Source organism: Nakamurella sp. GG22 (assembly GCF_052976845.2).
The window spans coordinates 52,371-75,154 of sequence record NZ_JBRIIO020000022.1 but is presented as its reverse complement, the minus strand read 5'-3'; the positions used below and the strand labels follow the sequence as shown (position 1 = coordinate 75,154).

20 protein-coding genes are annotated in these 22,784 nt (G+C 69.0%); 11 read left to right on the top strand and 9 right to left on the bottom strand.

The window, feature by feature from the left end:
* Positions 1-16: 16 nt before the first annotated feature.
* Entirely contained in the window at positions 17-970 is a 954-nt protein-coding gene (locus ACVBEQ_RS20205) for a DMT family transporter (RefSeq protein WP_447155103.1), read from the top strand.
* On the opposite strand, the gene ACVBEQ_RS20200 is transcribed toward ACVBEQ_RS20205, so the two are convergent.
* Genes ACVBEQ_RS20200 through ACVBEQ_RS20190 form a run of 3 tightly spaced genes read right to left on the bottom strand, consistent with a single transcriptional unit; the run spans position 946 to position 3,442 of the window.
* The gene (locus tag ACVBEQ_RS20200) at positions 946-1,773 is read right to left on the bottom strand and encodes a DUF1353 domain-containing protein (protein WP_447155102.1); all 828 of its coding nucleotides are present in this window, start codon (positions 1,771-1,773) and stop codon (positions 946-948) included. The genes ACVBEQ_RS20205 and ACVBEQ_RS20200 overlap by 25 nt on opposite strands.
* Positions 1,770-3,068, bottom strand: coding sequence for an RNA polymerase sigma factor (locus ACVBEQ_RS20195; RefSeq protein ID WP_447155101.1), 1,299 nt, complete (start codon positions 3,066-3,068; stop codon positions 1,770-1,772). Before ACVBEQ_RS20195 ends, ACVBEQ_RS20200 begins: the two co-directional genes overlap by 4 nt.
* Positions 3,065-3,442 (bottom strand): YciI family protein, encoded by a 378-nt coding sequence (locus tag ACVBEQ_RS20190; protein WP_447155100.1) that lies wholly within the window; start codon positions 3,440-3,442, stop codon positions 3,065-3,067. Before ACVBEQ_RS20190 ends, ACVBEQ_RS20195 begins: the two co-directional genes overlap by 4 nt.
* 140 nt (positions 3,443-3,582) lie before the next feature.
* Between ACVBEQ_RS20190 and ACVBEQ_RS20185 the strand changes: the two genes are divergently transcribed.
* Positions 3,583-5,262, top strand: coding sequence for an alpha/beta hydrolase (locus tag ACVBEQ_RS20185; RefSeq protein WP_447155099.1), 1,680 nt, complete (start codon positions 3,583-3,585; stop codon positions 5,260-5,262).
* 25 nt (positions 5,263-5,287) lie between these two features.
* Here ACVBEQ_RS20185 and ACVBEQ_RS20180 read toward each other — a convergent pair whose 3' ends face one another.
* Genes ACVBEQ_RS20180 through ACVBEQ_RS20170 form a run of 3 tightly spaced genes read right to left on the bottom strand, consistent with a single transcriptional unit; the run spans position 5,288 to position 8,444 of the window.
* Entirely contained in the window at positions 5,288-6,532 is a 1,245-nt protein-coding gene (locus ACVBEQ_RS20180; RefSeq protein WP_447155098.1) for an ATP-grasp domain-containing protein, read from the bottom strand.
* A 59-nt stretch (positions 6,533-6,591) separates the two neighbouring features.
* The gene (locus tag ACVBEQ_RS20175) at positions 6,592-7,338 is read right to left on the bottom strand and encodes an esterase family protein (RefSeq protein ID WP_447155097.1); all 747 of its coding nucleotides are present in this window, start codon (positions 7,336-7,338) and stop codon (positions 6,592-6,594) included.
* Positions 7,335-8,444, bottom strand: a complete 1,110-nt coding sequence (locus ACVBEQ_RS20170; protein WP_447155096.1) for an alpha/beta hydrolase — start codon at positions 8,442-8,444, stop codon at positions 7,335-7,337. The genes ACVBEQ_RS20175 and ACVBEQ_RS20170 overlap by 4 nt, the downstream gene beginning before the upstream one ends.
* A gap of 87 nt (positions 8,445-8,531) precedes the next feature.
* Between ACVBEQ_RS20170 and glnA the strand changes: the two genes are divergently transcribed.
* The 5 genes from glnA (at position 8,532) to ACVBEQ_RS20145 (ending at position 15,738) form a co-directional block, all read left to right on the top strand.
* Positions 8,532-9,872 carry a type I glutamate--ammonia ligase gene (glnA, locus tag ACVBEQ_RS20165; RefSeq protein ID WP_447155095.1) on the top strand — a complete coding sequence of 447 codons (1,341 nt, stop codon included), beginning with the start codon at positions 8,532-8,534 and terminating at the stop codon, positions 9,870-9,872.
* A gap of 12 nt (positions 9,873-9,884) precedes the next feature.
* Entirely contained in the window at positions 9,885-10,766 is an 882-nt protein-coding gene (locus ACVBEQ_RS20160) for a GNAT family N-acetyltransferase (RefSeq protein WP_447155094.1), read from the top strand.
* A gap of 471 nt (positions 10,767-11,237) precedes the next feature.
* Entirely contained in the window at positions 11,238-12,059 is an 822-nt protein-coding gene (locus ACVBEQ_RS20155; RefSeq protein ID WP_447155093.1) for a GAF and ANTAR domain-containing protein, read from the top strand.
* Between the two features lie 190 nt (positions 12,060-12,249).
* Positions 12,250-12,837 (top strand): ANTAR domain-containing protein, encoded by a 588-nt coding sequence (locus ACVBEQ_RS20150; protein WP_447155092.1) that lies wholly within the window; start codon positions 12,250-12,252, stop codon positions 12,835-12,837.
* Between the two features lie 9 nt (positions 12,838-12,846).
* Positions 12,847-15,738 (top strand): ATP-binding protein, encoded by a 2,892-nt coding sequence (locus tag ACVBEQ_RS20145; protein WP_447155091.1) that lies wholly within the window; start codon positions 12,847-12,849, stop codon positions 15,736-15,738.
* Positions 15,739-15,754: 16 nt separating this feature from the next.
* Here ACVBEQ_RS20145 and ACVBEQ_RS20140 read toward each other — a convergent pair whose 3' ends face one another.
* Together ACVBEQ_RS20140 and ACVBEQ_RS20135 are read right to left on the bottom strand one after the other, a co-directional pair.
* Positions 15,755-16,696: a DUF2087 domain-containing protein gene (locus tag ACVBEQ_RS20140; protein WP_447155090.1), complete on the bottom strand. Its 942-nt coding sequence runs from the start codon at positions 16,694-16,696 to the stop codon at positions 15,755-15,757.
* A 12-nt stretch (positions 16,697-16,708) separates the two neighbouring features.
* Entirely contained in the window at positions 16,709-17,353 is a 645-nt protein-coding gene (locus ACVBEQ_RS20135) for a DUF3043 domain-containing protein (protein WP_447155089.1), read from the bottom strand.
* A 252-nt stretch (positions 17,354-17,605) separates the two neighbouring features.
* Between ACVBEQ_RS20135 and ACVBEQ_RS20130 the strand changes: the two genes are divergently transcribed.
* Together ACVBEQ_RS20130 and ACVBEQ_RS20125 are read left to right on the top strand one after the other, a co-directional pair.
* Positions 17,606-17,977 carry a HesB/IscA family protein gene (locus ACVBEQ_RS20130; protein WP_447155088.1) on the top strand — a complete coding sequence of 124 codons (372 nt, stop codon included), beginning with the start codon at positions 17,606-17,608 and terminating at the stop codon, positions 17,975-17,977.
* Positions 17,978-18,095: 118 nt separating this feature from the next.
* Positions 18,096-19,073: a carbohydrate kinase family protein gene (locus ACVBEQ_RS20125; protein WP_447155087.1), complete on the top strand. Its 978-nt coding sequence runs from the start codon at positions 18,096-18,098 to the stop codon at positions 19,071-19,073.
* Positions 19,074-19,088: 15 nt separating this feature from the next.
* Here ACVBEQ_RS20125 and asnB read toward each other — a convergent pair whose 3' ends face one another.
* Entirely contained in the window at positions 19,089-21,002 is a 1,914-nt protein-coding gene (gene asnB, locus ACVBEQ_RS20120; RefSeq protein ID WP_447155086.1) for an asparagine synthase (glutamine-hydrolyzing), read from the bottom strand.
* Between the two features lie 302 nt (positions 21,003-21,304).
* On the opposite strand from asnB, the gene ctaC reads away from it, so the two are divergent.
* Both ctaC and ACVBEQ_RS20110 read left to right on the top strand, forming a co-directional pair.
* Positions 21,305-22,264, top strand: a complete 960-nt coding sequence (gene ctaC, locus ACVBEQ_RS20115) for an aa3-type cytochrome oxidase subunit II (protein WP_447155085.1) — start codon at positions 21,305-21,307, stop codon at positions 22,262-22,264.
* A gap of 77 nt (positions 22,265-22,341) precedes the next feature.
* Positions 22,342-22,746, top strand: a complete 405-nt coding sequence (locus tag ACVBEQ_RS20110) for a cytochrome c oxidase subunit 4 (RefSeq protein ID WP_447155143.1) — start codon at positions 22,342-22,344, stop codon at positions 22,744-22,746.
* The last annotated feature ends 38 nt before the right edge of the window (positions 22,747-22,784 follow it).

Here is a 22,784-nt window from a genome sequence, read left to right as displayed (position 1 = left end):
TCGCGCTGACGGCTAGGTGAGACTCGCCGACCAGACCTCCCTCCGTGCGCGTGACCTGACCTGGGTCGTCGCACTCGCCGCCGCCCTGTGGGGCACCGACGCGCTGCTGCGCCTGCCGCTGGCCCGTCAGGTGTCCGCACCGACCATCGTCTTCGCCGAACACGCGGTGCTGGTGCTGGTCCTGCTGCCGTTCCTGCCGCGGGCGCTGCGGGCGTTCGCCCGGTTGGATGTGCGCGGCAGGCTCGCCGTCATCGCCATCGGTGTCGGCGCCTCCGCGGTCGCCACCACGCTGTTCACGCTGTCCTTCCGGTTCGGCGATCCGGTCACCCCGGCGGTCATCCAGAAGTTCCAGCCGGTGATCGCGATCGTCGGTGCGGCCATCCTGTTGCACGAACGGCTCCGCCCGTCCTTCGCCTGGTTCGCGGTGCCGGCCCTGATCGGGGCCTGGTTGCTGGCCTTTCCCGATCCGCTCTCCATCGGTGTCGACGAGGTCGCCGTCGCCCTCCTAGCGCTCGGTGCGGCCACCCTGTGGGCGGCCGGGACGGTCCTGGGCCGGTTGGTCGCCACCCGGCTGACCGCCGTCGAACTGACCACCCTGCGGTTCGCCTTCGGCCTGCCCGCCGCCCTGATCATCGTGCTGGCCACCGGCTCGCCACTGTGGGTGCCCGATCTGCAGAGCACGGTGTCGGTGGCCGGGATCGCGTTGATCCCGGGACTGCTGGCGATGTGGCTGTACTACGTCGGGCTGCGCCGGACAGCCGCGTCCAGAGCCACCCTCGCCGAACTGGCGTACCCGCTGACGGCCGCCGTCGTGGGGGTCGCCTTCCTCGACGCGCACCTGCTGGCCGGCCAATGGGTCGGCGCGGCGCTGGTGGTCGGCGCCGTCACCGCCCTCGCCCTGCACGAATCGCGGGCGGCCGTCCCGTCGGTCCAGGTGGCTCCCGATCAGCTGGCCGGCGAACTGCGCTGACGGTGCATCCGGTGCCGGTTGCGGCGCACGCTGGGGGTGCTGCCCTCCCGGGCGGACACGAGGCGCTCGAGCAGCCAGTAGACGCCGTAGACGACGATCACCGCCGCGGTCACGTGCAGGAGCAGTGCCAGGCTGACGCCGGCGATCACCCCTGCGCGCCGCAATCGGCCCCACAGCACCGACAGCGCCGCCGGGATCAGCACCGCGAAAACGGCGCCGAGGACGAGTTCCTGCCACCACGGACGGTCTCCCATCCACGGCAACCGCACCCCGAGATCGAACAGGTCGAGGGTGGCCAGCACACCGAGAATCGTGATGGCGAGCAGGGTCCCGACGACGACCGGCGCCCAGTACCAGCGCGGCCGCAGGGTCGTCACCGCCGTCGCCAGCGTGACGCCGGTCCAGATCAACCAGCGCCGCAGCACCGGCGTGCCCAGGCATCCCATGGCGTCCCGGAGGATCCGGTCGGCCTCCTCCCGGTCGACGGAAGGACCGTCGTGCGCGGGCGGCTCGCCCGGCTCGAGCACCAGCGCGTCGTGCACCAGGATCGCCGGCAGGTGGGTGCCGAGGCCGGGGATCAGCCAACCGAAGAACCAGGGAATCGACGCCAGGTCGGTCCGGAACGTCGCCGGATCCCGCGGGATGATGAACGGCCGGTCCGGGTAGTGCGGATCGCGGTACCCGAACTGCCGCAGCAGCAGGAAGTCGGCGCCGGCCATCTGCAGTTGCAGCTGCAGGTCGCCGCCGGTGGCGACGTCGAAGAATCGGTCCGGCGTCTGCGGGCCGGTCGTCTGCGGGCTCACCGGATGGCCGCCGCTGTCGCGGCCAGGGCGGCCCGATCCCGCAGCAGGCGGCGTTCCCGATCGTTGCCGGTCATCGACGCCGCCCGGTCGAACTCCGCTGCCGCCTCACCGTGCCGTCCCAGCCGGTCGAGCAGGTCGGCGCGGACGCTCGGCAGCAGGTGGTATCCGCGCATGGCGGGCAGGTCGCGCAACTGGTCGGCGAGTGTCAGGCCGGCGGCGGGACCGTAGGCCATGCCCAGTGCGACGGCCCTGTTCAGCTCCACCACCGGCGACCGGGTGATCACGGCGAGATCCCGGTAGAGCGCGGCGATCCGGACCCAGTCGGTTGCGTCGGCGGTGGCGGCCCGGGCGTGGCAGGCGGCGATCGCCGCCTGGAGGACGTACGGACCCGGCGTGCCCTGTGTGCCCGGCGACCCCACCGGCGACTCGGCCAGCGCCAGCGCGCGCAGGCCGCGGCGCAGATGCCCGGCGTCCCACCTGCTGCGGTCCTGATCCAGCAGCAGGACCGGCTCGCCGGTCGGACCGACGCGCGCCCCCGCCCGCGCGGACTGCAGTTCCATCAGCGCCGACAAGCCGTGCACCTCGGCGTTCCCGGGCAGCAGCGCGGCCAGGATGCGGCCCAGCCTGATGGCCTCGTCGCACAGTGCCGGGCGCATCCAGTCCCCGCCGATCGTGGCCGAGTACCCCTCGTTGTAGAGCAGGTAGACGACCGCGAGGACCGCCGAGAGCCGTTCGGCCCGCTCGTCGCCGGAGGGTTCCTCCAAGGCCGCACCGGCGGCGGCGAGCTGCCGTTTCGCCCGCACCACCCGCTGCGCGACGGTCGCCTCCGAGGTCAGGAACGACCGCGCGATCTCCCGCGTGCTGAGCCCGCCGACCAGCTTGAGGGTCAGGGTGGTGCGCGCGTCGACCGTGAGCGCCGGGTGGCAGCACACGAACATCAGCCGCAGCACGTCGTCCTCGACATGGTCGACCATGGCACTGAAGTCGGGCGTCACCGGAGCTGCCTCCGCCTCCAGAGCCATTGCCGCATAGATGCTGCCGCGCCGCTCGCCGCGACGGAACTGATCGATCGCGCGCCGCTTGGCGATCGTCATCAGCCACGCCGCCGGATTCTTCGGTACACCGGATTCCGGCCATTGGGCCAGGGCGGCGACCAGCGCGTCCTGGGCGACGTCCTCGGCCAGGGCGACGTCCCTGACCATGCGGACGAGGCCGGCGATCAACCTGGTGGATTCCAGTCGCCACACGGCCTCGATCGCCTCGACGGAATCCTCGCGGCGGGCCGTTCCGGTCACGAAGCGGAGTCCGACGGCTCCCGCAGGATCGGCCGGACCTCGCAGCTGCCTGCCCATCCGGGCCAGGTGTCCAGGTGAATCTGCATCAGTCTTCGGGCCAGTTCGACCGCCTCCGCCTTCGACCGGACGTCGATCACCGCGTACCCGCCGATCAGTTCCTTGGCCTCCGCGAACGGCCCGTCGGTTGCGGTGATGGAGCCGTCGGCCAGCGAGACGATCGCCCCCATCTCGCTGGGGCCGAGACCCGCCTGCTCGACCAGGGTGCCGTTGACCGCGCCCTCCTGGGCGAACGCACCCATCGCCTCGAACAGCGCCGGTGGTGGCGGGCCGAACGGCATGGCCTCGTCGAACTTGATCATCGCCAGGTACTGCATGGCTGGTCTCCTCGTGTGCTGGGGCCGCCCGGTCGGGCCGCCATCACCCTTGCGTCGTACGGGCCGTGCCGTTCTCGACATCGTCGGTCCCACCAGTTCGCGTCACCGGGCCGGACAGGTCCCGATGGCATGATCGGACAGTGCCCAGCATCCTTCACCACCGGCCCCGGCGGGCGTCCGTCCCCGCAGGTCTGACCGGCGCCGTCCTGGCCGTGTTGCTGGTCGGCTGTTCCAGCAGCGTCAGCGGAACCGCGGTGACGGCCGGACCGGCCGGTCCGACCACCGGAGGGCCGGCGGCGTCTGGCTCTGCGCAGGGACCGTCGGCGGCCGACACGCCCGCCGCTGTCCCGGCCGGACTCGAGCGGTACTACGGACAGCAGTTGGACTGGGGGTCGTGCGCCGAGTTGGCAACGTCCGAGGAGACCAAGTTCTACCGTGCGGCGTCGCTGCAGTGCGCCGACCTCACCGTTCCGCTGGTGTACGACGAGCCGGACGGCGAGACGATCAGCGTCAAGGTGCTCCGCAAGCCGGCGACCGACCAGGCGCAACGGATCGGCTCGGTCATCACCAACCCCGGTGGGCCCGGCGGCTCGGGAGTGGAGTTCGCCGGCCAACTCGCTGGCTCCAAACCCGCAGCTCAGCTGAACAAGCGCTTCGACTTCGTCGGGTTCGATCCACGCGGGGTGGCCTACTCGACCCCGGAGATCCGTTGCCAGACCGACGAACAACGCGACGCTGCACGCGCGAAGACTCCACGGACGCGCACCCAGGCCGAGGTCGACGCCGCCGATGCCAATGCCAAGAAGTTGGCGGAGGGCTGCGTCGCACTGTCCGGCACCGAGCATGGCATCGACGGCGCCAAGCTGCTGGCAAACATCGGAACACGTGACGTGGTCAAGGATCTGGACGTGCTGCGGGCCGCGGTGGGCGACGAGAAGCTCACCTACATCGGCTGGTCCTACGGCACCAGCATCGGCACCGCCTACGCCGAGCAGTTCCCGGAGAACGTCCGCGCGATGATCCTGGACGGCGCCATCGATCCTAAGGCCGACCCGGGCGCGAGGGATATCGGGCAGGCTGAGGGCTTCCAAAAAGCGTTCGAGGACTTCGCCGCCTGGTGCGCCGACCAGGAGAGCTGCGCACTCGGGACGAACCCCGAAGGCGCGACAGAGGCGTATCAGGAGTTGGTCCGCCCGCTGCTTGACGAGCCACGACAGCTGGCCGACGGCCGCGTACTCAGTTTCGGTGATGCGAACACCGGCTCGCTGCAGGCGTTGTACTCCCAGAGCCTGTGGGAGACGTTGTCAACGGCGTTGCAGGATCTGTCCAACGGCGACGGAGCATTGCTGATGGCGCTCGCCGACTTCTACAACGGACGCGCGGCCGACGGCAGCTACACCAATTTGCAGGATGCTTTTGGGGCGATCCAGTGCATCGACGGTTCTCGACTCCTCGACCCGGCGCAGGCACAAGTCATCGCGGAGAAATATGCGGCTGCAGCACCTTTCTTCGGGTCCGGCGATCCGCCGCGGGCGATCAAGGATCCCTGTGCATTCTGGCCCGTCCCGCCCACCTCGGAGCCTCACCTACCCGACATCAAGGGTCTCCCGAAGGTGCTGGTCATCTCAACGACCAAGGATCCCGCCACGCCCTACCAGGAGGGCGTCAACCTGGCCAAGGCCCTCGATGCGTCGCTGCTGACGGTCGAGGGCACCAACCACACGGCCTACCTCGGGATCGACAGCAGCTGCGTCGACGACATCGGCACGGCGTACCTCACCACGCTCGAGCTGCCGGCTGACGGCGCCACCTGCAGCTGAGCCGGCCCGGGCGACCGTGACCGGGTCAGCTCTGGTCCGCCACCCAGAGGCCGAGCAGCCCACGGAAGTGGGCGAGGAACTTCTCCTGCTCGTGCCGCGGATAGGTGGCCCTGACGGTGTCCACCAGCAGACCGTCGAAGTCTGCGGAGCTGATCCAGTCGTAGACGATCTCCGGCAGCGAGGCGAGCGCGGTGGAACAGAACTCGCGGTAGGTGTCCGCCTCGAAGTACTGGTCGGCCATCAGCGCGTACCTGCCGAGCTTGTCCGACCAGTTGAGCTCGGGGTCGTCGGCGACGTCGAACCAGGCCCTGGTGTTCGTGTCGACCTGCGGCTTGCGGCCGGTGACCGCACAGAACACCGACCAGGAGACAAGTTGGGTGATGGCCCACGGGAAGTAGTAGTGCAGCGAGGTGATGGCGATGTCGGGGCAGGCGTTGGCGTAGTCGATCGGCTTGACACTGGTTCCGCTGACCAGCGATTCGCAGGAGTTGAACTCCCAGCGGAAGAACGCGTTGATGGTGCGGGACAGTGTCAGGATCTCCATCCCCGCCTCGGGCGGCAGGAAGTTGTGCGCCACCTCGTAGCGGTCGTGCATGGGCAGTTCCGGCCGGAACCGCATGATCTTGGTTTCCGGGCCGATGGTCAGGGAGCGGGCGAACGAGTCGTACTCCGAGGCGGCCTGCAGGTGCATCAGCATCTGGCCGGACTCGTCATAGGCCTCGTGCAGCGCCGCCGTGTCGTCCACTCGGGAGACGCCCCGCCAGGCGCCGCCGTCGAACGGCTTCATGTACAGCGGGAAGCCGACCATGGACGCCACCTGGTCGAGGTCGAACGGCAGGTTGTAGGTCTCCGCGGTGTACGCCCACTTCTCGTGGTCGACGGGGTTCTTGTACGGCACCAGCACGGTCTCCGGGATGTCGAAACCGAGCCGCATCATGGCGCAGTACGCGGAGTGCTTCTCCATCGCCTGGAACGTGAACGGGTTGTTGATCAGGTACGTGTCGTTCACCAGCGCGGCCTTCTTCAGCCACTCACGCGGGTGGTAGTACCACCAGGCCAGCCGGTCGATGACCACGTCGGACCGCACCGGGGCGCGCAGGTCGAATGGTTCGATGGTCAGTCGCTCCGTCCGCACATGGTGCGGGATCCCCTGGTGGGTGACCGGTTCGAGCCGCCTGGTCAGCGTCTCGAAGGCGATCGGCCAGTCCTTCTCTGTCCCGAGCAGGAGCCCGATCATGTGGGTCGCGGAATCTCGTCGTGGCGCCGTCATGGGAGAGATCTTTGCCCGGACTCAGAACGGCCGCGACCCCGGGTCCACCGTCGGCCGGATCAGCCGAGCGCCGGAAGGTAGATCGCCGCCTGCGCACGCCAGCTGGGCCAGTCGTGCGGCCATTCGTGGCCCCACACGTAGAGCTCGTGCGGGATGCCCTTGTCCGCGAGCACCGAGGCAAGGGCCCGTGTCGAGGCGTTGGCGCCGGTGGTGTCCTCCCACATGCCGCTGCCGACCACCAGGGTCAGGGCGAGCCGGCTGCGCAGGTAGTCCAGGTGGCCGCCGTGGGCGCCCGGGAGGAACTGCATCGGGTTCGTATAGTACGTCTCGTCGTCGGCCGGCCCCCAGGCCCGCCACGTCCACGGGTCGTAGTTGCCGGACAGCGCAACGGCTCTCGCGAAGACATGCGGATGGCGCAGGGCGAACAGCACCGCGTGGAAGGCGCCCATGGACGGCCCCGAGGTTGCGATGTCGTCCCGACCGCCGCACTTGTCGCGGATGAACGGGACGACCTGCCAGATGATCCAGTCCTCGTAGCGCCGGTGGTTGCGGGCGCGGTCGGTGAGCGGCATCCAGGACGCCGACCACGACGAGTTGTCGAAGGACGGCACGCAGAACACCGTGATCCGGCCGTCGTCGATCGCGGGGCGGACGGCATCGAGCATCCCGTTCGCCTCGAAGTCCCACGGCTGGCCGGCCTCCGACGGGAACCAGATCACCGGCCGTCCCCAGTGCCCGTGAACGGCGATCTCGGCGGAGCCGCCGAGCGATGGAGCGTCGATCCGGTGGTACTCGGTGCGGGTCATCGCAGCCCCGCGATCAACTCGTCCAGCGCCGGGAACCAGGCGTCGCGCCAGCCGATCATCGTGTGCGCTTCCGGCACCGTGCGGAAGGTGACCGGGTGGTCCTGCCGGTTCAGCACCTGCGCCATTTCCAGGTTGTTCCCCAGGTTCTCCTCGATGGCTCCGCAGGTCATCAGCACCGGCACCGGCCTCGGTGCGCGCGCGGCGGCCGGTTCCGGGCCGGCCGCGATGCCCTCGACCGCGGCACAGATCTGCTCGAAGTGGCCGAAAGAGCTCTCCTGGGAGTCCAGGGCGTGGGTGAAGAACGAACCGGATTGCAGCGCAAGGGCACTGATCGATCCCGGCCGTCTGCGCTGGATGACCAGCATGCTCAGCGCGCCCAGGCTCGCCCCGAGGCCGATCACCGGCCCGGTCAGCACCCGCCCGGTGATCGCGGGGACGACGACGTCCGCGATGTGGTCGGCGTAGTCCGGGTTCGCCGCGTACCAGTCGTCGCGAAGTCCCTGGGGCGGGTCGAGCAGCGCCACCCGGATCGGCAGCTCGCGGGAGATGGCGGTTGCCCAGCGGAGCAGCGACCCGCGGTCGGCCATGTCGCTGCCGTCGTGCACCAGCAGCAGCGGTGCCGTGGTGTCGGCGGACAGCCCCGGCGGCGACCAGAGCTGAACCGGCACAGCGGTTTCCAGCCGGCCCTCGGTGGTGGCGACGGGACGCAGTGGTCCAGCGGGCTCGGTCAGCAACCAGTTCGGCTCCCGGTAGTCGGGGAACCGGATCTCCGACTTCTCACCGAACGGGTTGGGCACCCGCAGGGGATTGAGCGGGTCGCACATCCAGCTGTACTCGTCGCCGACCCGGGTGGTCAGCTGGTACTCCAGCCGCCAGGCGTTCAGCCGCGGGAGAGTGAGCGTCCACCCGCCGTCCACCGGGACGTACTCGGGGTCGATGTCGCCCAGCACCCAGTCGACTTCCAGCCGCACGCCGGACAGCTCACGGTGCGGGTCGGGGTACCACAGCTGGACGTGATCGGGGGTGACCACCGGGCCGTGTTCCACCGCCCCGGCGAGGGCTGCCGTCGTTCGGACGGCAGGGATCACGGGGACGGCTTCAGGCATCGGGACACGGTACGTCAAGGGTCTCCGCGGACGCTGATTCACGGGTGCGGCAACCGCGGAGTAACAAGCCCCTCATAAGGTGATGCCATGGACCGTCAGCAGCAGTTCGTCCTCCGCACCCTCGAGGAACGTGACATTCGCTTCGTCCGGCTGTGGTTCACCGACGTCCTCGGGTTCCTGAAGTCGGTTGCCGTCGCGCCGGCCGAGCTCGAGGGAGCGTTCAGCGAGGGCATCGGGTTCGACGGATCCGCCATCGAGGGTTTCGCCCGGGTGTTCGAGTCCGACATGGTCGCCCGGCCGGACCCGTCGACGTTCCAGGTCCTGCCGTGGGAGGCCGACGGCGGCCGGGTGTATTCGGCTCGGATGTTCTGCGACATCACCATGCCGGACGGCTCGCCGTCATGGGCGGACCCGCGGCATGTGCTCCGCCGGGCGATGGGCGACGCCGCGTCGATGGGTTTCACCTGCTACGTGCACCCCGAGATCGAGTTCTTCCTCTTCAAGGACCTCCCCGACGACGGTTCGGTGCCGGTCCCGGCCGACCAGGGCGGCTTCTTCGACCAGGCTTCGCACGACGCCGCCCCGCACTTCCGCCGGCGGGCCATCGAGACGCTCGAGGCGATGGGCATCTCCGTCGAGTTCTCCCACCACGAGGGTGCGCCCGGCCAGCAGGAGATCGACCTGCGGTACGCCGACGCGCTGACGATGGCGGACAACATCATGTCGTTCCGGTACGTCGTCAAGGAGGTCGCCCTCACCCAGGGGGTGAAAGCCTCGTTCATGCCCAAGCCGCTGGTCGACCAGCCCGGATCGGCGATGCACACGCACTTCTCGCTGTTCGACGGTGAGACCAACGCGTTCCACAGCCCCGACGACGAGTTCCAGCTGTCGGCCACCGGGAAGGCCTTCCTGGCCGGTGTCATCAAGCACGCCCCGGAGATCACCGCGGTGTCCTGCCAGTGGGTCAATTCCTACAAGCGGCTGGTGGTCGGTGACGAGGCTCCCACCACGGCGTCCTGGGGAACGGCCAACCGGTCGGCCCTGGTCAGGGTGCCCAACTACTCACCGGGCAAGGCGTCCAGCCAGCGACTCGAGTTCCGGCTTCCCGACTCTGCGTGCAATCCCTACCTGATGTACACGGTCGTCATCGCGGCCGGGCTGAAGGGGATCCGGGAGAAGTACGAACTGCCGGCCCCCGCCGAGGACAACGTGTGGTCGCTGTCCGAGGTGGAGCGACGGGCGATGGGCTACCAGAAGCTGCCGACCTCGCTGGAATCGGCGCTGGCCGTGATGGAGGGCTCCGAACTGGTGGCCGAGGCGCTGGGCGAGCACGTGTTCGATTTCTTCCTGCGGAACAAGCGGGCCGAGTGGGAGGCGTACCGCCGGCAGGTCACCCCGCAGGAACTCAAGCGGTACCTCTCGCTCTGAGCCGGTTGCCTGGTGCCCACGGCGGAGGTGTTCGCTGACCCGGCGCTGTTCGGGGACGAAATCGCGCCGCTGGTCGCGCGGGACCGGGTCGGGGCGACCATGGTGTCGCACGTGCTGGCCGGTCACCGGGCGCAGCCTTACCCGGGCGGCACACCGCTGATGGTGGTGGTGCGGGCCGGCGGCGACGTCGGGCTGGCAGCGATGCGGACCCCGGGGCACCCTGCGCTGGTGGTGCTGGATCCGGCCCTGCCCGCGCCCGGTGCGGTGCTCGACGCCCTGGTGGCCGCCCTCGCAGCGACGGGCGAACCCGTCGACGGGTTCAGCGGCCGGCGCGCCACGGTGCTGGCGCTGGCCGAATCCTGGAGCCGGCACACGGGTGCCGGCTGGAGCACCCGGATGTCGACCCTGTTCTATCGGTTGGAGTCACTGGTCGAACCGACCGGTGTGCCCGGCTCCGCGCGGGCGGCCATCCTCAGCGATGACGCCGAGCTGGACCTGCTGGCCCGCTGGTTCGACGAATTCGGCCGGGAGACCGGCGTCGCCCGTGGGTTGCCCGCGCCGGACCGCGCGATGGTGCTGGGCAACGCCGAGCGCGGTCAGTTGACGGTGTTGTGGTGCGTCGGCCGGCAACCCGTCGCGCTGGCCGGCCACTCCGCTGTCCGCAACGGTGTGGCCCGGATCGCGCCGGTGTACACGCCACCGGAACACCGCCGGCGTGGGTACGGGGCGGCCGCGACCGCTGCGGCCGTGTATTCGGCGCGCGAGCTCGGGGCAGCCGAGATCACCCTGTTCGCCGACGCCGATTATCCGCCGGCGAACGCCGTCTACCGCGGGCTGGGGTTCACGGCGGTTGCCGATTTCGCGCACGTGGAGTGCGTGCCGCGGCAGGCCTGACCGGACGGTTCCGGGACCCGGTTCCGGCGGCTCAGACCAATTCCGAACTGATGGCCCGCCGCAGCCCGGTGAGGTCGAAGCGCCCTCGTACAGCCTGCCGTTGACGAACACCGTCAGGGTTCCACGGACCCCGGCGCGCCGACTCGGTGGCCCAGGAACTTGCGGACGGCGGGCGACGGGCCGCGAAAGTGGAGTCGTGGTGGCGGTCCCGGACGCGGCGCCTCTGTCATACGTTCACTCCGTCCACCATGACAGCTGTCGTCGTGAGCAAGCCTAGGGACGGGCCGGCCCAACGGCCCATCGCCCCCTTCGTCCCCGTCACCCAGCGAGACCATTCGTGCGCCGTTGTGAACTGTTCTCCCCTGATGGACCTGGCTCGGGATACGTGCATTCCTGTTTGCTGGAGGTAATTGATCATGCGCCGACAAGTCTTTTTCTTCGGTAAATAGGGCTACTCTCGGGAGACATGCCGTGACGTTCACGCGTGTGATCGAGGGGGCAGTGGTGGCGGACGAATACCGGCCCGATGACGATGCCCGAAGAGAGCGTGCCGCCGACAGGGGTCGGGCCTCGGCAGAGGAAGCCACTCTCGCCGCGAGTCTCAGCGCGTTGGCCGAGCTCTCGACCGTGCCGCTGGATCTGACCAAGATGCTCACCCAGGTCGCCAAACTCGCCGTGTGGGCCATCCCGGGAGCGGACGGGGCGGGTCTGACGTTGCTCGAACTGGACCGGGCCGACCTCATCGTGAAGAGCGAGCCGTTCGTCCGGGCGATCGACAACATCCAGTACGGCATCGGCGAGGGACCGTGCATCAGCGCCGCGGCGACCGGCCGGACAAAGCGGTCGGGGCAGCTCGAGCAGGACCTCCGGTGGCCCCAGTTCGGACCGCGGGCAGCGAAACTGGGTGTGCACAGCGCACTGTCGCTCCCATTACGGACGCCGACGAAGATCTTGGGCGCGATGAACGTGTATGCGCACCCGTCGAATGCGTTCAGCGCCAGGGCGCAGGAATTGGGCGAGACCTTCGCGGTGTCGGCCGCTCTGGCGGTCCAGCATGCGCAGGTTTTCGAGCAGACCATCAGGTTGGCCAACGAACTGCACGCGGGACTGAACAACCGGGCGCTCATCGACCAGGCGATCGGGGTGCTCCGCTTCCGGGACGGGAGAACGTCCGAGGACGCACTCGAACGCCTACAGCAGATGAGCACCGAGCAACGGCGCTCCGTGACCGACATCGCTCTCGCAGTGGTGCGGGAAACAGGCCGGCACGGTCCGGATCGCGAAATCGAATGATGATGCTCGAAGCCGAAAGACGGCCCGACCGCCTGGTGATCAATTCAAAGTCAACAGTCAATGACGCCGGAGGAACGGCAAATTGGGTCCCGACCCGATTTCCGGTTCTTCGTCAGCGTCATCGCACACTCTCGCGACTTCTTTCCGCGCATGCACATCCAGCGCATCGGGCGCTGCGAGGGGGCAGGCCGTGGACTTCCCACTTTCACTCGCTGACGATCTCGATGTCCTGACCCAGGCGCTCGGCGACCCGGTCCTGGACCTGGGAGCGGTGCTCGGTGTGCTGACCGATGACCTCCTCGCGGTCGTTCCGTCCTATCTCGGCCTGTCGATGACGTTGCAGGTCGATCGCACTCCGGTCACCTTCACGTTTCTCACCGCTGCCGGGTGCGCGGATGTCCGCGCCTCGCTGTGGCTGCCACTGGTTCCGCCGGGAGCGCCCGGCCGGGGCGGCAATGTCGTCTTCTTCGCCGCGACATCCGGCGCATTCCGCGACCTCGCCGACGACGCCCGGTGGATGTTCACCCTCTACGGTCAGGCCGTGCTGGACGGGCACCTGCCGTCGGCCGGTCCGGCCGGACGGGAAGACTCCAGCAGCCTCGGCGATTTCAGCGACATCAACCAGGCCATCGGCGTTCTCATCGCGATGGGACACGCGGCGCCGGAAGCGCAGGACGAACTGCACCGCCGGGCGCGCTCCTGTCAGCGCACGCTGCTCGAGACCGCACGCGACCTGTTGGGCACCGTTGGTGCGTCCGGGGACGGTCGGGAGCAGTAAAATCGGCCGGTGGGCGTCGCCGTTGGTGTGATGGCCGGCTTCACGGTGAGCATCGACGGCAGAGCGGTGGAACCGTCAGAATGGCGGCGCCGGGACGCCGTCGCCCTGGTGAAGATACTGGTTCTGGCCCCGCGGGCACGATTGCACCGCGATCGGGTGGTCGACCTCCTGTGGCCGGACCTCGACCAGGACGCGGCTCTGCCGCGACTGCACAAGGCCGCGCACTTCGCCAGACAGGCGCTCGGCAGTGCCGACGCGGTCGTCCTGCGGGAGCAGGCCGTCTCCCTGTTACCCGGCCGGGAAATCGACATCGACGTCGTTCGATTCGAGGCGCACGTCGAACTGCTGCGCGACGCGGTGACGGCAGGCGATCGCGCTGCCGCACTTCGCCGATTCGACGAGATGGAACACATCCTCGGCACCGAATTGGGTGTCGCTCCGGGCCCGGAGGCCACCGCCCTGCGCGCGCGGATCGTCGCTCGGCCGCCTCTGCAGCGCGCTGCGACGGCGGGCCCGGGATGGCAGGCGGCTGCCCGACCGACGCTGCTGGAGCGCGGCGGCGATCTTGCTGCGCTGTCCCGAACGGGCCGTGCAGTACTGGGCACGGGTCGAGGTGCTGTCGTGACCGTCATGGGGGAGGCAGGCAGCGGGAAGTCCTCCCTCGTGCAGGCTTTCTCGAACTCGGTTCAAGGAGATTTCCTGATCGCCGTTGGCGGCTGCGACGACCTGCTCGCGCCCGTGAGTCTGGGACCGTTCCGCGATATGGTGCACGCGCTTCCCGAGTTGGAGCCGGTTCTGGCCGCAGACGACCGTCCCAACGACGTGTTCGGCACGTTGCTGCGTTGCCTCGCGCTGCGACCGACGCTGCTCGTCGTCGAGGACGTGCACTGGGCGGACGACGTCACGCTGGACGCGATCCGGTTTCTGTCCCGTCGGATGAGCGGAGTGCGGTCCATCCTCATGCTCACCTACCGGGCGGAGGACGTCGACGTGACGCATCCGCTCCGGCGGATACTCGGCGGGCTCACCGGCCCGGCACTGCGGCGGATCGAGCTGCTGCCCTTGAGCGTGCTCGCGGTCGCCAGGCTTGCGGGTGTCCCTGCCGCGGAGGCGCAGGAGATCCATCGGGTGACCAGGGGAAATCCGTTCTTCGTCACGGAGATTCTGCAGGCTCCGGCCGGCGAGATGCCGGCGACCGTCCGCGACGCGGTGCTCGCCAGGGTGGGCAGGCTGCCAGAGGTGTGCAGGCGATTCGTCCAACGGCTGTCCGTCGTGCCGTCACGCGCGGAACGATGGCTCGCAGAGGCGATCGCCGATGGTGATCCGGACGTCGTCTCCGGTGCCGAACGCTCCAGTGTGATCGGCGGGGGTGTGCAGCACGTCGCATTCCGGCATGAGCTGGCCCGGCGCGCTGTCGAAACCTCGCTGACCGCGGGCGAGGTGGTACAGGCCAACCGCGTGGTGCTGGACGTCCTGCTGCTCCATCCGGACGTCGAGCCCTCCCGCATCGTCCACCACGCTGTGCGTGCCGCCCGGATCGAGACGGTCCTGCGGTACGGCCCGGTCGCCGCCGCCGCGGCGGAACGTGCCGGTGCGCACCGGCAGGCGGCCGAGACCCTGCGTGTGGTGCTGCGTTTCGCCGACCGGGTCGACCCGCGCGACAGGGCCGGGCTGCTGACCCGACGGGCCTACTCGTTGTACGTCGTGAACGAGTACGAGGCGGCGCTGCCCTGCGCGGAGGCGGCGGTCGCCGGCGCCGAGGAATCGCAGGACATGGTGCTCCTGGCGGACGCGCTGGTGGTGCTGTCCAGGATCGCACTGTTCGCGCGCGGGCCGATGACTGCACGACGGGCCGCCGGCCGTGCGGTCGAGGTGCTGGAAGCGCTCCAGCCCGCCGCCGACGATGCGCGACTGGCGGTGGCTCTGACCGAGTTGGCGAGAACCCACAGCAATCTGGTGACACCCGGGATCGTCGCCCAACCCAGCATCCACGCACTGCACCACGCGGCACGCGCCGTGGAATTGTGCAGGCGGATCGACCGGGACGATCTTCGTGCGCAAGCGCTCTGCTACCTCGGCAGTGCGCGCCTGGCACTGGGCGATGCCCGGGGATCGGACGATCTGGAACTGGCGCTTTCGCTTTCGGCAGGTGACGTCCGGCCGGAGACACGGGTCCGCTCCTACGTCAATGCGGCCGGAAGTGCCTACCGGGCAGGCCGTCTCGCCGACGCGGAGCGGTACGTGGCGGCCGGTCTGCGGCTGGCGGCCGACACGGAGTTCGCCGCCGGCGAATACCGACTGCGCCTGACGTCAGCCGCGGTGTCCTCGAGCGCGGGGGACTGGGACCGCGCCATCGCGGTACTTCGCGAGTTGGTGGCCAGCCCGGGCAGCCCGGGGGTGATGGCGCTGTTCGCCCGCGGGATGCTGGCCAGGTTGCTGGCCCGGCGCGGCGAGCCGGAGTGCCGCCGAATCCTGCTGGAGGCGATGGGCAGCCCGATCGCGGCGGCGGACAGTTTCGTCGCCGGACCGCTGGCGGCGGCCGAGATCGAGATCGGCTGGCTGACCGGGACGCTGGTGGGGCCGCCGACCGGTGTGCTCGGCACGCTCGAGATGGCTGCCGAGTCCGGCAACACCGCGGCGCAGGGCGAGATCGGGGTGTACCTGCGCCGGGCCGGGTTCGATCCCGGCACCGTCGCCGGCGTTCCGGAACCGTGGGCGTCCGGCCTGCGCGGTGACGCCGGCGCCGCCGCCGGCGGCTGGGAACGGCTGGGCGACCGCTACGAGCAGGCGGTGGAGCTGGCCACCGCCGGCGACGACGAGTCCCATGACCTCGGGCTGCGCATGTTGGCCGACCTGGGAGCGGATGGGACCGTCGCGCGACTTCGTCGGCCCGCCGGCTGATCAGCCAGGACCAGCCTCACAGCTCGAGCGCGGTGCTCGCCAGAGCGCTCAGCTGGCCCGCCAGCTCCTGGTCGGACAACGGCGACTGGAACGTCCCCACGGCGTTCAGCATGCCGAACGCGCCGTGGACCGCTGTCCGGATCCGTTCCGGGTGCCAGTCCGGGTGCACCTGTTCGAGCAGCGTGCGCCACCGCCCGACGAGCGCCCGTTGCCGCGCCACCAGCAGCTCGCGATCATCCGACGGCAGGTGATGCACCTCGCGGATGAACACGGCCATCAGACGCCGGCGTCCCGACACGGCGATCGCGTAGGTGTGGATCAGCCTGCGCAGCAACATCTGCGGGTCGTCGTCGGCTTCCCCGGCGAGATCCCCGTCGGGCTCGGTGGTGACGGCGTCGATCACCCTGCCGAAGACCGCCGTCAGGACCGAGGCCTTGGCGCCGAAATGCCGGTAGATGGCAGGCCCGGTGACTCCCGCCGCGGCGCCGATGTCGTCCATTCCGACTGCCGCGTAACCGCTCTCGGCGAAGAGCTGGGCGGCCGCGGTGAGGATGGCCTCCCGGCGTGCCGCCCCGCGCGGGGACGGTGCCGCCCGGATCGTCGACATGCTGCCCCCCGTGATGGCCCCGGTCATTGCGGAGGCACCCGTCCCACCGACGCCGATCGGGACCGAACCCCCGCTTCGCCAGTACTGCCCGTCAGACCGGTCCATCAGGCCGAAGTCGATCAGCCCCCTGCGCAGCGTGACGTAGTCGTCGTAGATCGCCATCAGCTCGCGGTTGACCTCGACCTCGGTATAGCGGACGCCGGGGATGAAGCGCTGGGCGATCAGGTCGTAGACGGCGAGTTGCCGGGACTGCTTGGCCGGCAGCGTCGTCAGCCGACCTTCGGCGTTGAAGAACCGCCTGACCACCGCGTCGGCGTTCGCTGCGGCCGCCCGCTGCAGATCGTCGTCCATCCGACCCCGCTGTCAGTCGATCACGTCGCCGGGCCCGACGCGCGGACGCGGCACCCGCCAGCGGCGGATCAGGCAGGCGCGGTTGAAGGCATAGAAACCGAGGGACCCGCCCTTGGTCGACAGTCCTGAGTTGTCACCGTTCGGGAACTTCTGCCGCACCTTGGCGGCCAGCTGACGCCCGAAGATGACCGAGTCGATGATGGCGGCGAAGATGGCCACCAGTAGGACCAGCGGACCGTAGGTCTGCAGGATCGGCAACGGGATCAACAGGATGACGAACGAGAGCACAGCGATCGGCAGCAGGATCCCCGCCACGTTGCGCCGGGTGTCCACCAGGTCCCGGACGTAGGCCCTTACCTTGCCCTTGTCCCGTGGCAGGACGTACTTGTCGTCGCCGCTCATCATGCGTTCGCGGTTGACCCTCGCCAGCGCCCGCTTCTCTTCCTTGGTCAGGCTCTTGCCCTGGACCTTGGAGCGTTTGATGGCTTCCCGCTGCGTCATCGGCGGCGGCGGCACCGGGCCGCGCCGACCCTCGGCCTCCCGCCGCTTCGGGGTCGGACGGCCCTTTCCCGCCGTCGGGGCGGCCTCCTCGTCAGGAGCGGTCACCTCGGTCGGTTGCTCGGTGTCGTCAGCGGGTTTGCGGCGCAGGAAACTCACAGTCGCAGCCTAGAGGACAGGGGAAGGCCGGCCGAGCAGCCCGAAGCGGCATCCGCGGGTCGGAATATCGCCCCCGGCGGGCAGGTTCTTTGTCACGTCGGGCTGCGGGTACTCCCCACTGAGCGTTGCGCATGGCATCATCGAAGAGGAGTGGTCGCCGAACCGATTCCGGCATGGTCTTCGCCACCCGGTCAGACAGAGTCCGACAATCCAGCGGCCGCACACGGCCCCACCTCATACAGGGAGTAACAGATGAGCGTTGCTGACACCGCCAGCGCCACCGAGGTCCAGGCGCCGGCGCACGGCGTGACGCTGTCGGAAACGGCCGCCGCGAAGGCCAAGGCCCTGCTGGAGCGTGACGGCAGCAGCGACATGGTGCTCCGGATCGCTGTCCAGCCGGGCGGTTGCTCCGGCTTGCGGTACGAGCTGTTCTTCGACGACCGCAGCCTCGACGGCGACGCGCTCGTCACGTTCGACGGCATCGGGCTCGCGGTCGACCGGATGTCCAAGCCGTACCTCGACGGGGCCGTCATCGATTTCGTCGACACCATCGAGAAGCAGGGCTTCACCATCGACAACCCCAACGCGCAGAACTCCTGCGCCTGTGGAGACTCCTTCCACTGATCGTCCGATCGCCCACGAAACCCCCGGTGAACTGCCGGGGGTTTCGTGGTGTCCGGGATCCGTACGAGGGCCGGTAGGGTTCACCCCGGCCCCGAAACAGAGCGAAGAGAGCCTCGACATGCCGATCGCCGTCTCCGGATCCATCGCAACCGATCACCTGATGCACTTCCCCGGCAGGTTCCAGGACTCGTTGCTGCCGGACCAGTTGCACCGGGTCTCGCTCTCCTTCCTGGTCGACGATCTGGTCGTCCGACGCGGGGGAGTCGCACCGAACATCTGTTTCGGGATGGCCAAGCTGGGGCTGCGCCCGGTGCTGGTCGGCGCGGCGGGCGTCGACTTCGCCGACTACCAGAGCTGGCTGTCCCGGCACGGCGTGGACACCTCGAAGGTGCACCTGTGTGACGACGTGCAGACCGCGCGTTTCGTCTGCACCACCGACAACGACATGAACCAGATCGCCTCGTTCTATGCCGGCGCCATGGCCCGCGCCCGCGAGATCGAGCTGGAGCCGATCGCCCGGGCCTACGGCGGGTTGGACCTGGTGGTGATCGCCGCCGACGATCCCGAGGCGATGGTCCGGCACTCCGAGGAATGCCGCGAACGCGGCTACCGGTTCGCCGCCGACCCGTCGCAGCAGTTGGCCAGGATGGACGGTCCCGAGGTCGCGTCGCTGGTGACCGGCGCCAGCATGCTGTTCACCAACGACTACGAGCTCGGCCTGCTCCGTTCGAAGACGGGATGGTCGGAGGAGAAGATCAGCGAGGCGGTGGGCTTCCGGGTGACCACCCTGGGGTCCAAGGGCGTCGAGATCATCGCCGCGGACGGCAGCCGGCTGGCGGTGCATGCCCTTCCGGAGAAGTCGAAGACCGACCCGACCGGCGTGGGTGACGCCTTCCGGGCCGGGTTCCTGGCCGGCAGCGCGCTGAACCTCTCGCTGGAACGCTCGGCCCAGCTCGGATCGCTGATGGCCACCCTCACCCTGGAGACCGTCGGAACCCAGGAGTACCAACTCGACTCGGACGTCGCCCGGGTGCGGCTGGCCGACGCCTACGGCGAGGACGCCGCGGCCGAGATCACGCACGCCGTCGGCTGGTGACCGCCGGCCGCTGATCTACAGCCGGACGGGATAGGCCGGTTCCGGCACGACCGGCGTGACCGCGCCGGTCACGAAGATCTCGTGCCACAGCTGGAAGACCAGGATGGTCCAGATCCGCCTGGAGTGGTCCGCTTCGCCGGACCGGTGCGCGTCCAGCATGGCCAGCACCGCCGCCGGGTCGAGGTACTCGTCGGTGTGCGCGGTCGTGATGATGTTGCGTGCCCATTCGTAGGAGTCGCCGGCCAGGAAGTGCCGGATCGGCACCGGGAAACCCAACTTGCGGCGGTGCAGCACGTGCGGCGGCACGATCAGCTCCATCGCCCTGCGCAGCGCGAGCTTGGTGGTCTGCTTGGTGACCTTCTGGTCGGCCGGCACCGTCCTGGCCACCTCGAACACCTCGGTGTCCAGGAACGGCACGCGCAGCTCCAGCGAGTTCGCCATCGTCATCTTGTCGGCCTTGACCAGGATGTCGCCGCGCAGCCAGGTGAACAGGTCGACGTGCTGCATGCGGGCGATGGGATCGGTTTCCTTGCTGAGCGCGTAGACCGGGTCGGTCACGTCCCGGAAGGAGCGCTGCGGATCGTAGGTCTTGAGCAGTCCGGCGAGCTGCTCCTCGCGGAAGATCCGCGCGTTGCCGTAATACCGGTCCTCCAGTTCGAGGGAGCCGCGGCGCAACATGTCCTGGCCCCGGAAGCCCTGCGGCAGAGCACGTCCGACCGCCGCCAGCCCCTTCCGCATCCCGTCCGGCAATCCGGTGATCCCGCGCAGGCTGGACGGCTCGCGGTAGATGTTGTACCCGCCGAACAGTTCGTCGGCCCCCTCACCGGACAGCACCACCTTGACGTGCTTGCGCGCCTCGTTGGCGACGAAGTACAGCGGTACCAGGGCTGGGTCGGCCACCGGGTCGTCCAGATACCAGATGATCAGCGGCAGCGTCTGGGTCAATTCCTGCTCGGAGACCGTCCGGATGACATGCCGGACACCGATCGCGGCCGCCGACTCGGCGGCGACGTCGACCTCGGAGAAACCCTCGCGCTCGAAGCCGGTGGTGAAGGTGATCAGGTCGGGGTTGTAGCGCTTGGCCAGCGCGGCGATCGCGGTCGAGTCGATGCCACCGGACAGGAAGGCGCCGACCGTCACGTCCGCGCGCATGTGCTTGGCGACCGAGTCGTCCATCACGGCCGCGATCCGCTGGTACAGCGCGGACCGCTCGGCGTCGGAGATCGCCGGACGCCCGGCGAAGACCGGGTGGAAGTACCGCTTGTTGACCATCGGCCGGCCGGGGCGCACCGTCACATGGGTGCCGGACTCGATCTTCCGGATGGCCGAATCCATGGTGGCCGGCTCGGGGACGTACTGCAGGACGAGGTAGTGCTGCAGCGCCGGCACATTCACCCGGGCCCGGCCGGTCAGCTCGCGCAGTCCCTTGGCCTCGGAGGCGAAGCCGACGCCGTCCGGTGTCTGCGCGACGAACAGCGGCTTGATCCCGAACGGGTCACGAGCCGCGAACAGCACGCGGTCCTGGGTGTCCCAGATGAGAAAGGCGAACATCCCGCGCAGCCGTGCGACGGCCTCCGGGCCCCAGTGGTGGAAGGCGGCGACGATCGCCTCGCCGTCGCCCTCGGTGCGGAACCGGGCACCGTGCTGCGTGGCCAGTTCCTCCCGCAGTTCGATGTAGTTGTAGATCTCGCCGTTGAAGACCAGTGCATAGCGGTCGGGTGATTCCGGCGGGCCCCACCGCAGCGGTTGGTGCGAGTGTTCGATGTCGATGATCGAGAGCCGGTTGAAGCCGAAGACGACGTCGCCGTCGCTCCAGGTTCCGGACTCGTCCGGGCCGCGGTGCCGCGCACACACCATGCCGGCCGCGATCGCGTCGACCCGCGACTCCGCCTGTCCCGTTGCCGAGACGAAACCCATCAATCCGCACACGAGGTGCCCACCATCCTGTCCCGAACCCGGAACTGTTCGCCGGCTGTCCTGACCTTCCACGACCGCCCTGCCGTCAACGACAGCCAGTATCGCCGGTCCACCGGCCCGCTCGGCCGCGCGACCCGCTGTTCACGCCGTCGGTGGCATCAGGGTGAACACCGACGTTCTGTAGAAATTGCCGGGCCCCGGCCGGGTGCGCCGCCACCCGGCGAGGTAATCTTCCGGAGTCGGGGACAGGTGCCGCGGTCATCGGGCCCTGCCCTTTGCATGACAGCGGTACGCAGGCGAGAGAAAGGGCGCACGTGACACGGTCTCGCGCACGACGGCGGTTGACGCTGGCCGGACTGCTGGGCCTGGCCTTGGTGCTGATCAGCGGCTGTTCCGTCGCAGACCTGCCCAACTACGGCTGGCCGGATGGCATCACCCCGCAGGCCCATCGCATGCGGGAGTTCTGGTCCGGTTCGTTCACGGCCGCACTGCTTGTCGGCGCCGGTGTCTGGGGCCTGATGTTCTGGGCGTTCATCGTCTACCGCAAGCGCAAGAACGGTCCGCTGTATCCGAAGCAGACCAAAGAGAATCTCCCCCTCGAACTCATCTACACCGCGGTGCCTTTCCTGATGGTCGGCGTGCTGTTCTACTTCACCGTCACCACAGAGAACTTCGCGATCGAGACGAAGGCAGATCCCGATGTCGTCGTCGATGTCACCGCGTTCAAATGGAACTGGGACTTCGGCTACCCGGGTACCGAGGTGCCCGGTGGCGGCGAGGTGCACACCATCGGCACCAGCGAGGAGATCCCGATCCTCGTCCTGCCCGTGAACAAGCTGATCCAGTACCAACTGGAGTCCAAGGACGTCATCCACTCGTTCTGGACGATCGACTTCCTGTTCAAGCGGGACGTCTTCCCGGATCCGGCGGCGAACCAGTCGAACAACATCTTCCAGAACACCATCGACACCACAGGCGCATTCGTCGGTCGTTGCGCCGAGTTGTGCGGGACCTACCACAGCGCAATGCAGTTCGAGGTTCGGGCGGTGCCGGAGAACATCTACAACGCCTACCTCGATCTGCGCCAGCAGACGAATCCGGTGACGGGGCAGCCGTTCTCGGCCGCCGACGCCCTGCGTGCCGTCGGGACCGCGGACCCGTCCTGTGGCGAGCTGTGCGCACCGCTGGCCACCACCACCTACCCGTTGAACCCTGACCGGCTCAACAAGGGACCGTCCGAACCCACTGGGTCGGCCAGTTCAGGAGGCAACTGATGGCTCCCCGTCACGACTCCGGCAGCACCGGCGACCAGCAGACGCTGCCGGAGAAGCCGGTCGCAGCCCAGCGCGGGATGCAGGTCGAGACCTGGATCTTCCTCGCGCTCACCGCCTTCTTCCTGCTCGCCGCCGTCGTGTACCTGTTTCTGTCACCGAACGAACCGGTGGGCATCACGGCGCTGTTCCTGACCGCCGGTTTAACCCTGATCGTCGGCACCTTCCTGCGTTTCGTCTCCCGGCGGCTCGACGAGCCCCGACCGGAGGACAACGACGACGCCGAGGTATCCGACGGCGCAGGCGACATCGGCTTCTTCTCACCCGGCTCCTACTGGCCGTTCGCGTGCGCGCTCGCCACGGCAACGACCGCCTTTGCGCTTGCCTACCTGCTCTGGTGGCTGGTGACCATCGGTGTCGGCTTCCTGCTGTTCGCTGTCTGCGGCCTGGTGTTCGAGTACCACCGCAGGCCCGCGCACCACTGATCGAAAGCCCACAGAGCTGGTCCGGCAGTATGCCGGAC

Bases quoted from the DNA above. Each gene is read 5' to 3' on its own strand.
- ACVBEQ_RS20175 (WP_447155097.1), bottom strand. From the start codon at position 7,338: ATGACCCGCACCGAGTACCACCGGATCGACGCTCCATCGCTCGGCGGC.
- ACVBEQ_RS20170 (WP_447155096.1), bottom strand. From the start codon at position 8,444: ATGCCTGAAGCCGTCCCCGTGATCCCTGCCGTCCGAACGACGGCAGCC.
- ACVBEQ_RS20130 (WP_447155088.1), top strand. From the start codon at position 17,606: ATGAGCGTTGCTGACACCGCCAGCGCCACCGAGGTCCAGGCGCCGGCG.
- ACVBEQ_RS20110 (WP_447155143.1), top strand. From the start codon at position 22,342: ATGCAGGTCGAGACCTGGATCTTCCTCGCGCTCACCGCCTTCTTCCTG.
- ACVBEQ_RS20140 (WP_447155090.1), bottom strand. From the start codon at position 16,696: ATGGACGACGATCTGCAGCGGGCGGCCGCAGCGAACGCCGACGCGGTG.
- ACVBEQ_RS20190 (WP_447155100.1), bottom strand. From the start codon at position 3,442: ATGCAGTACCTGGCGATGATCAAGTTCGACGAGGCCATGCCGTTCGGC.
- ACVBEQ_RS20125 (WP_447155087.1), top strand. From the start codon at position 18,096: ATGCCGATCGCCGTCTCCGGATCCATCGCAACCGATCACCTGATGCAC.
- glnA (WP_447155095.1), top strand. From the start codon at position 8,532: ATGGACCGTCAGCAGCAGTTCGTCCTCCGCACCCTCGAGGAACGTGAC.
- ACVBEQ_RS20180 (WP_447155098.1), bottom strand. From the start codon at position 6,532: ATGACGGCGCCACGACGAGATTCCGCGACCCACATGATCGGGCTCCTG.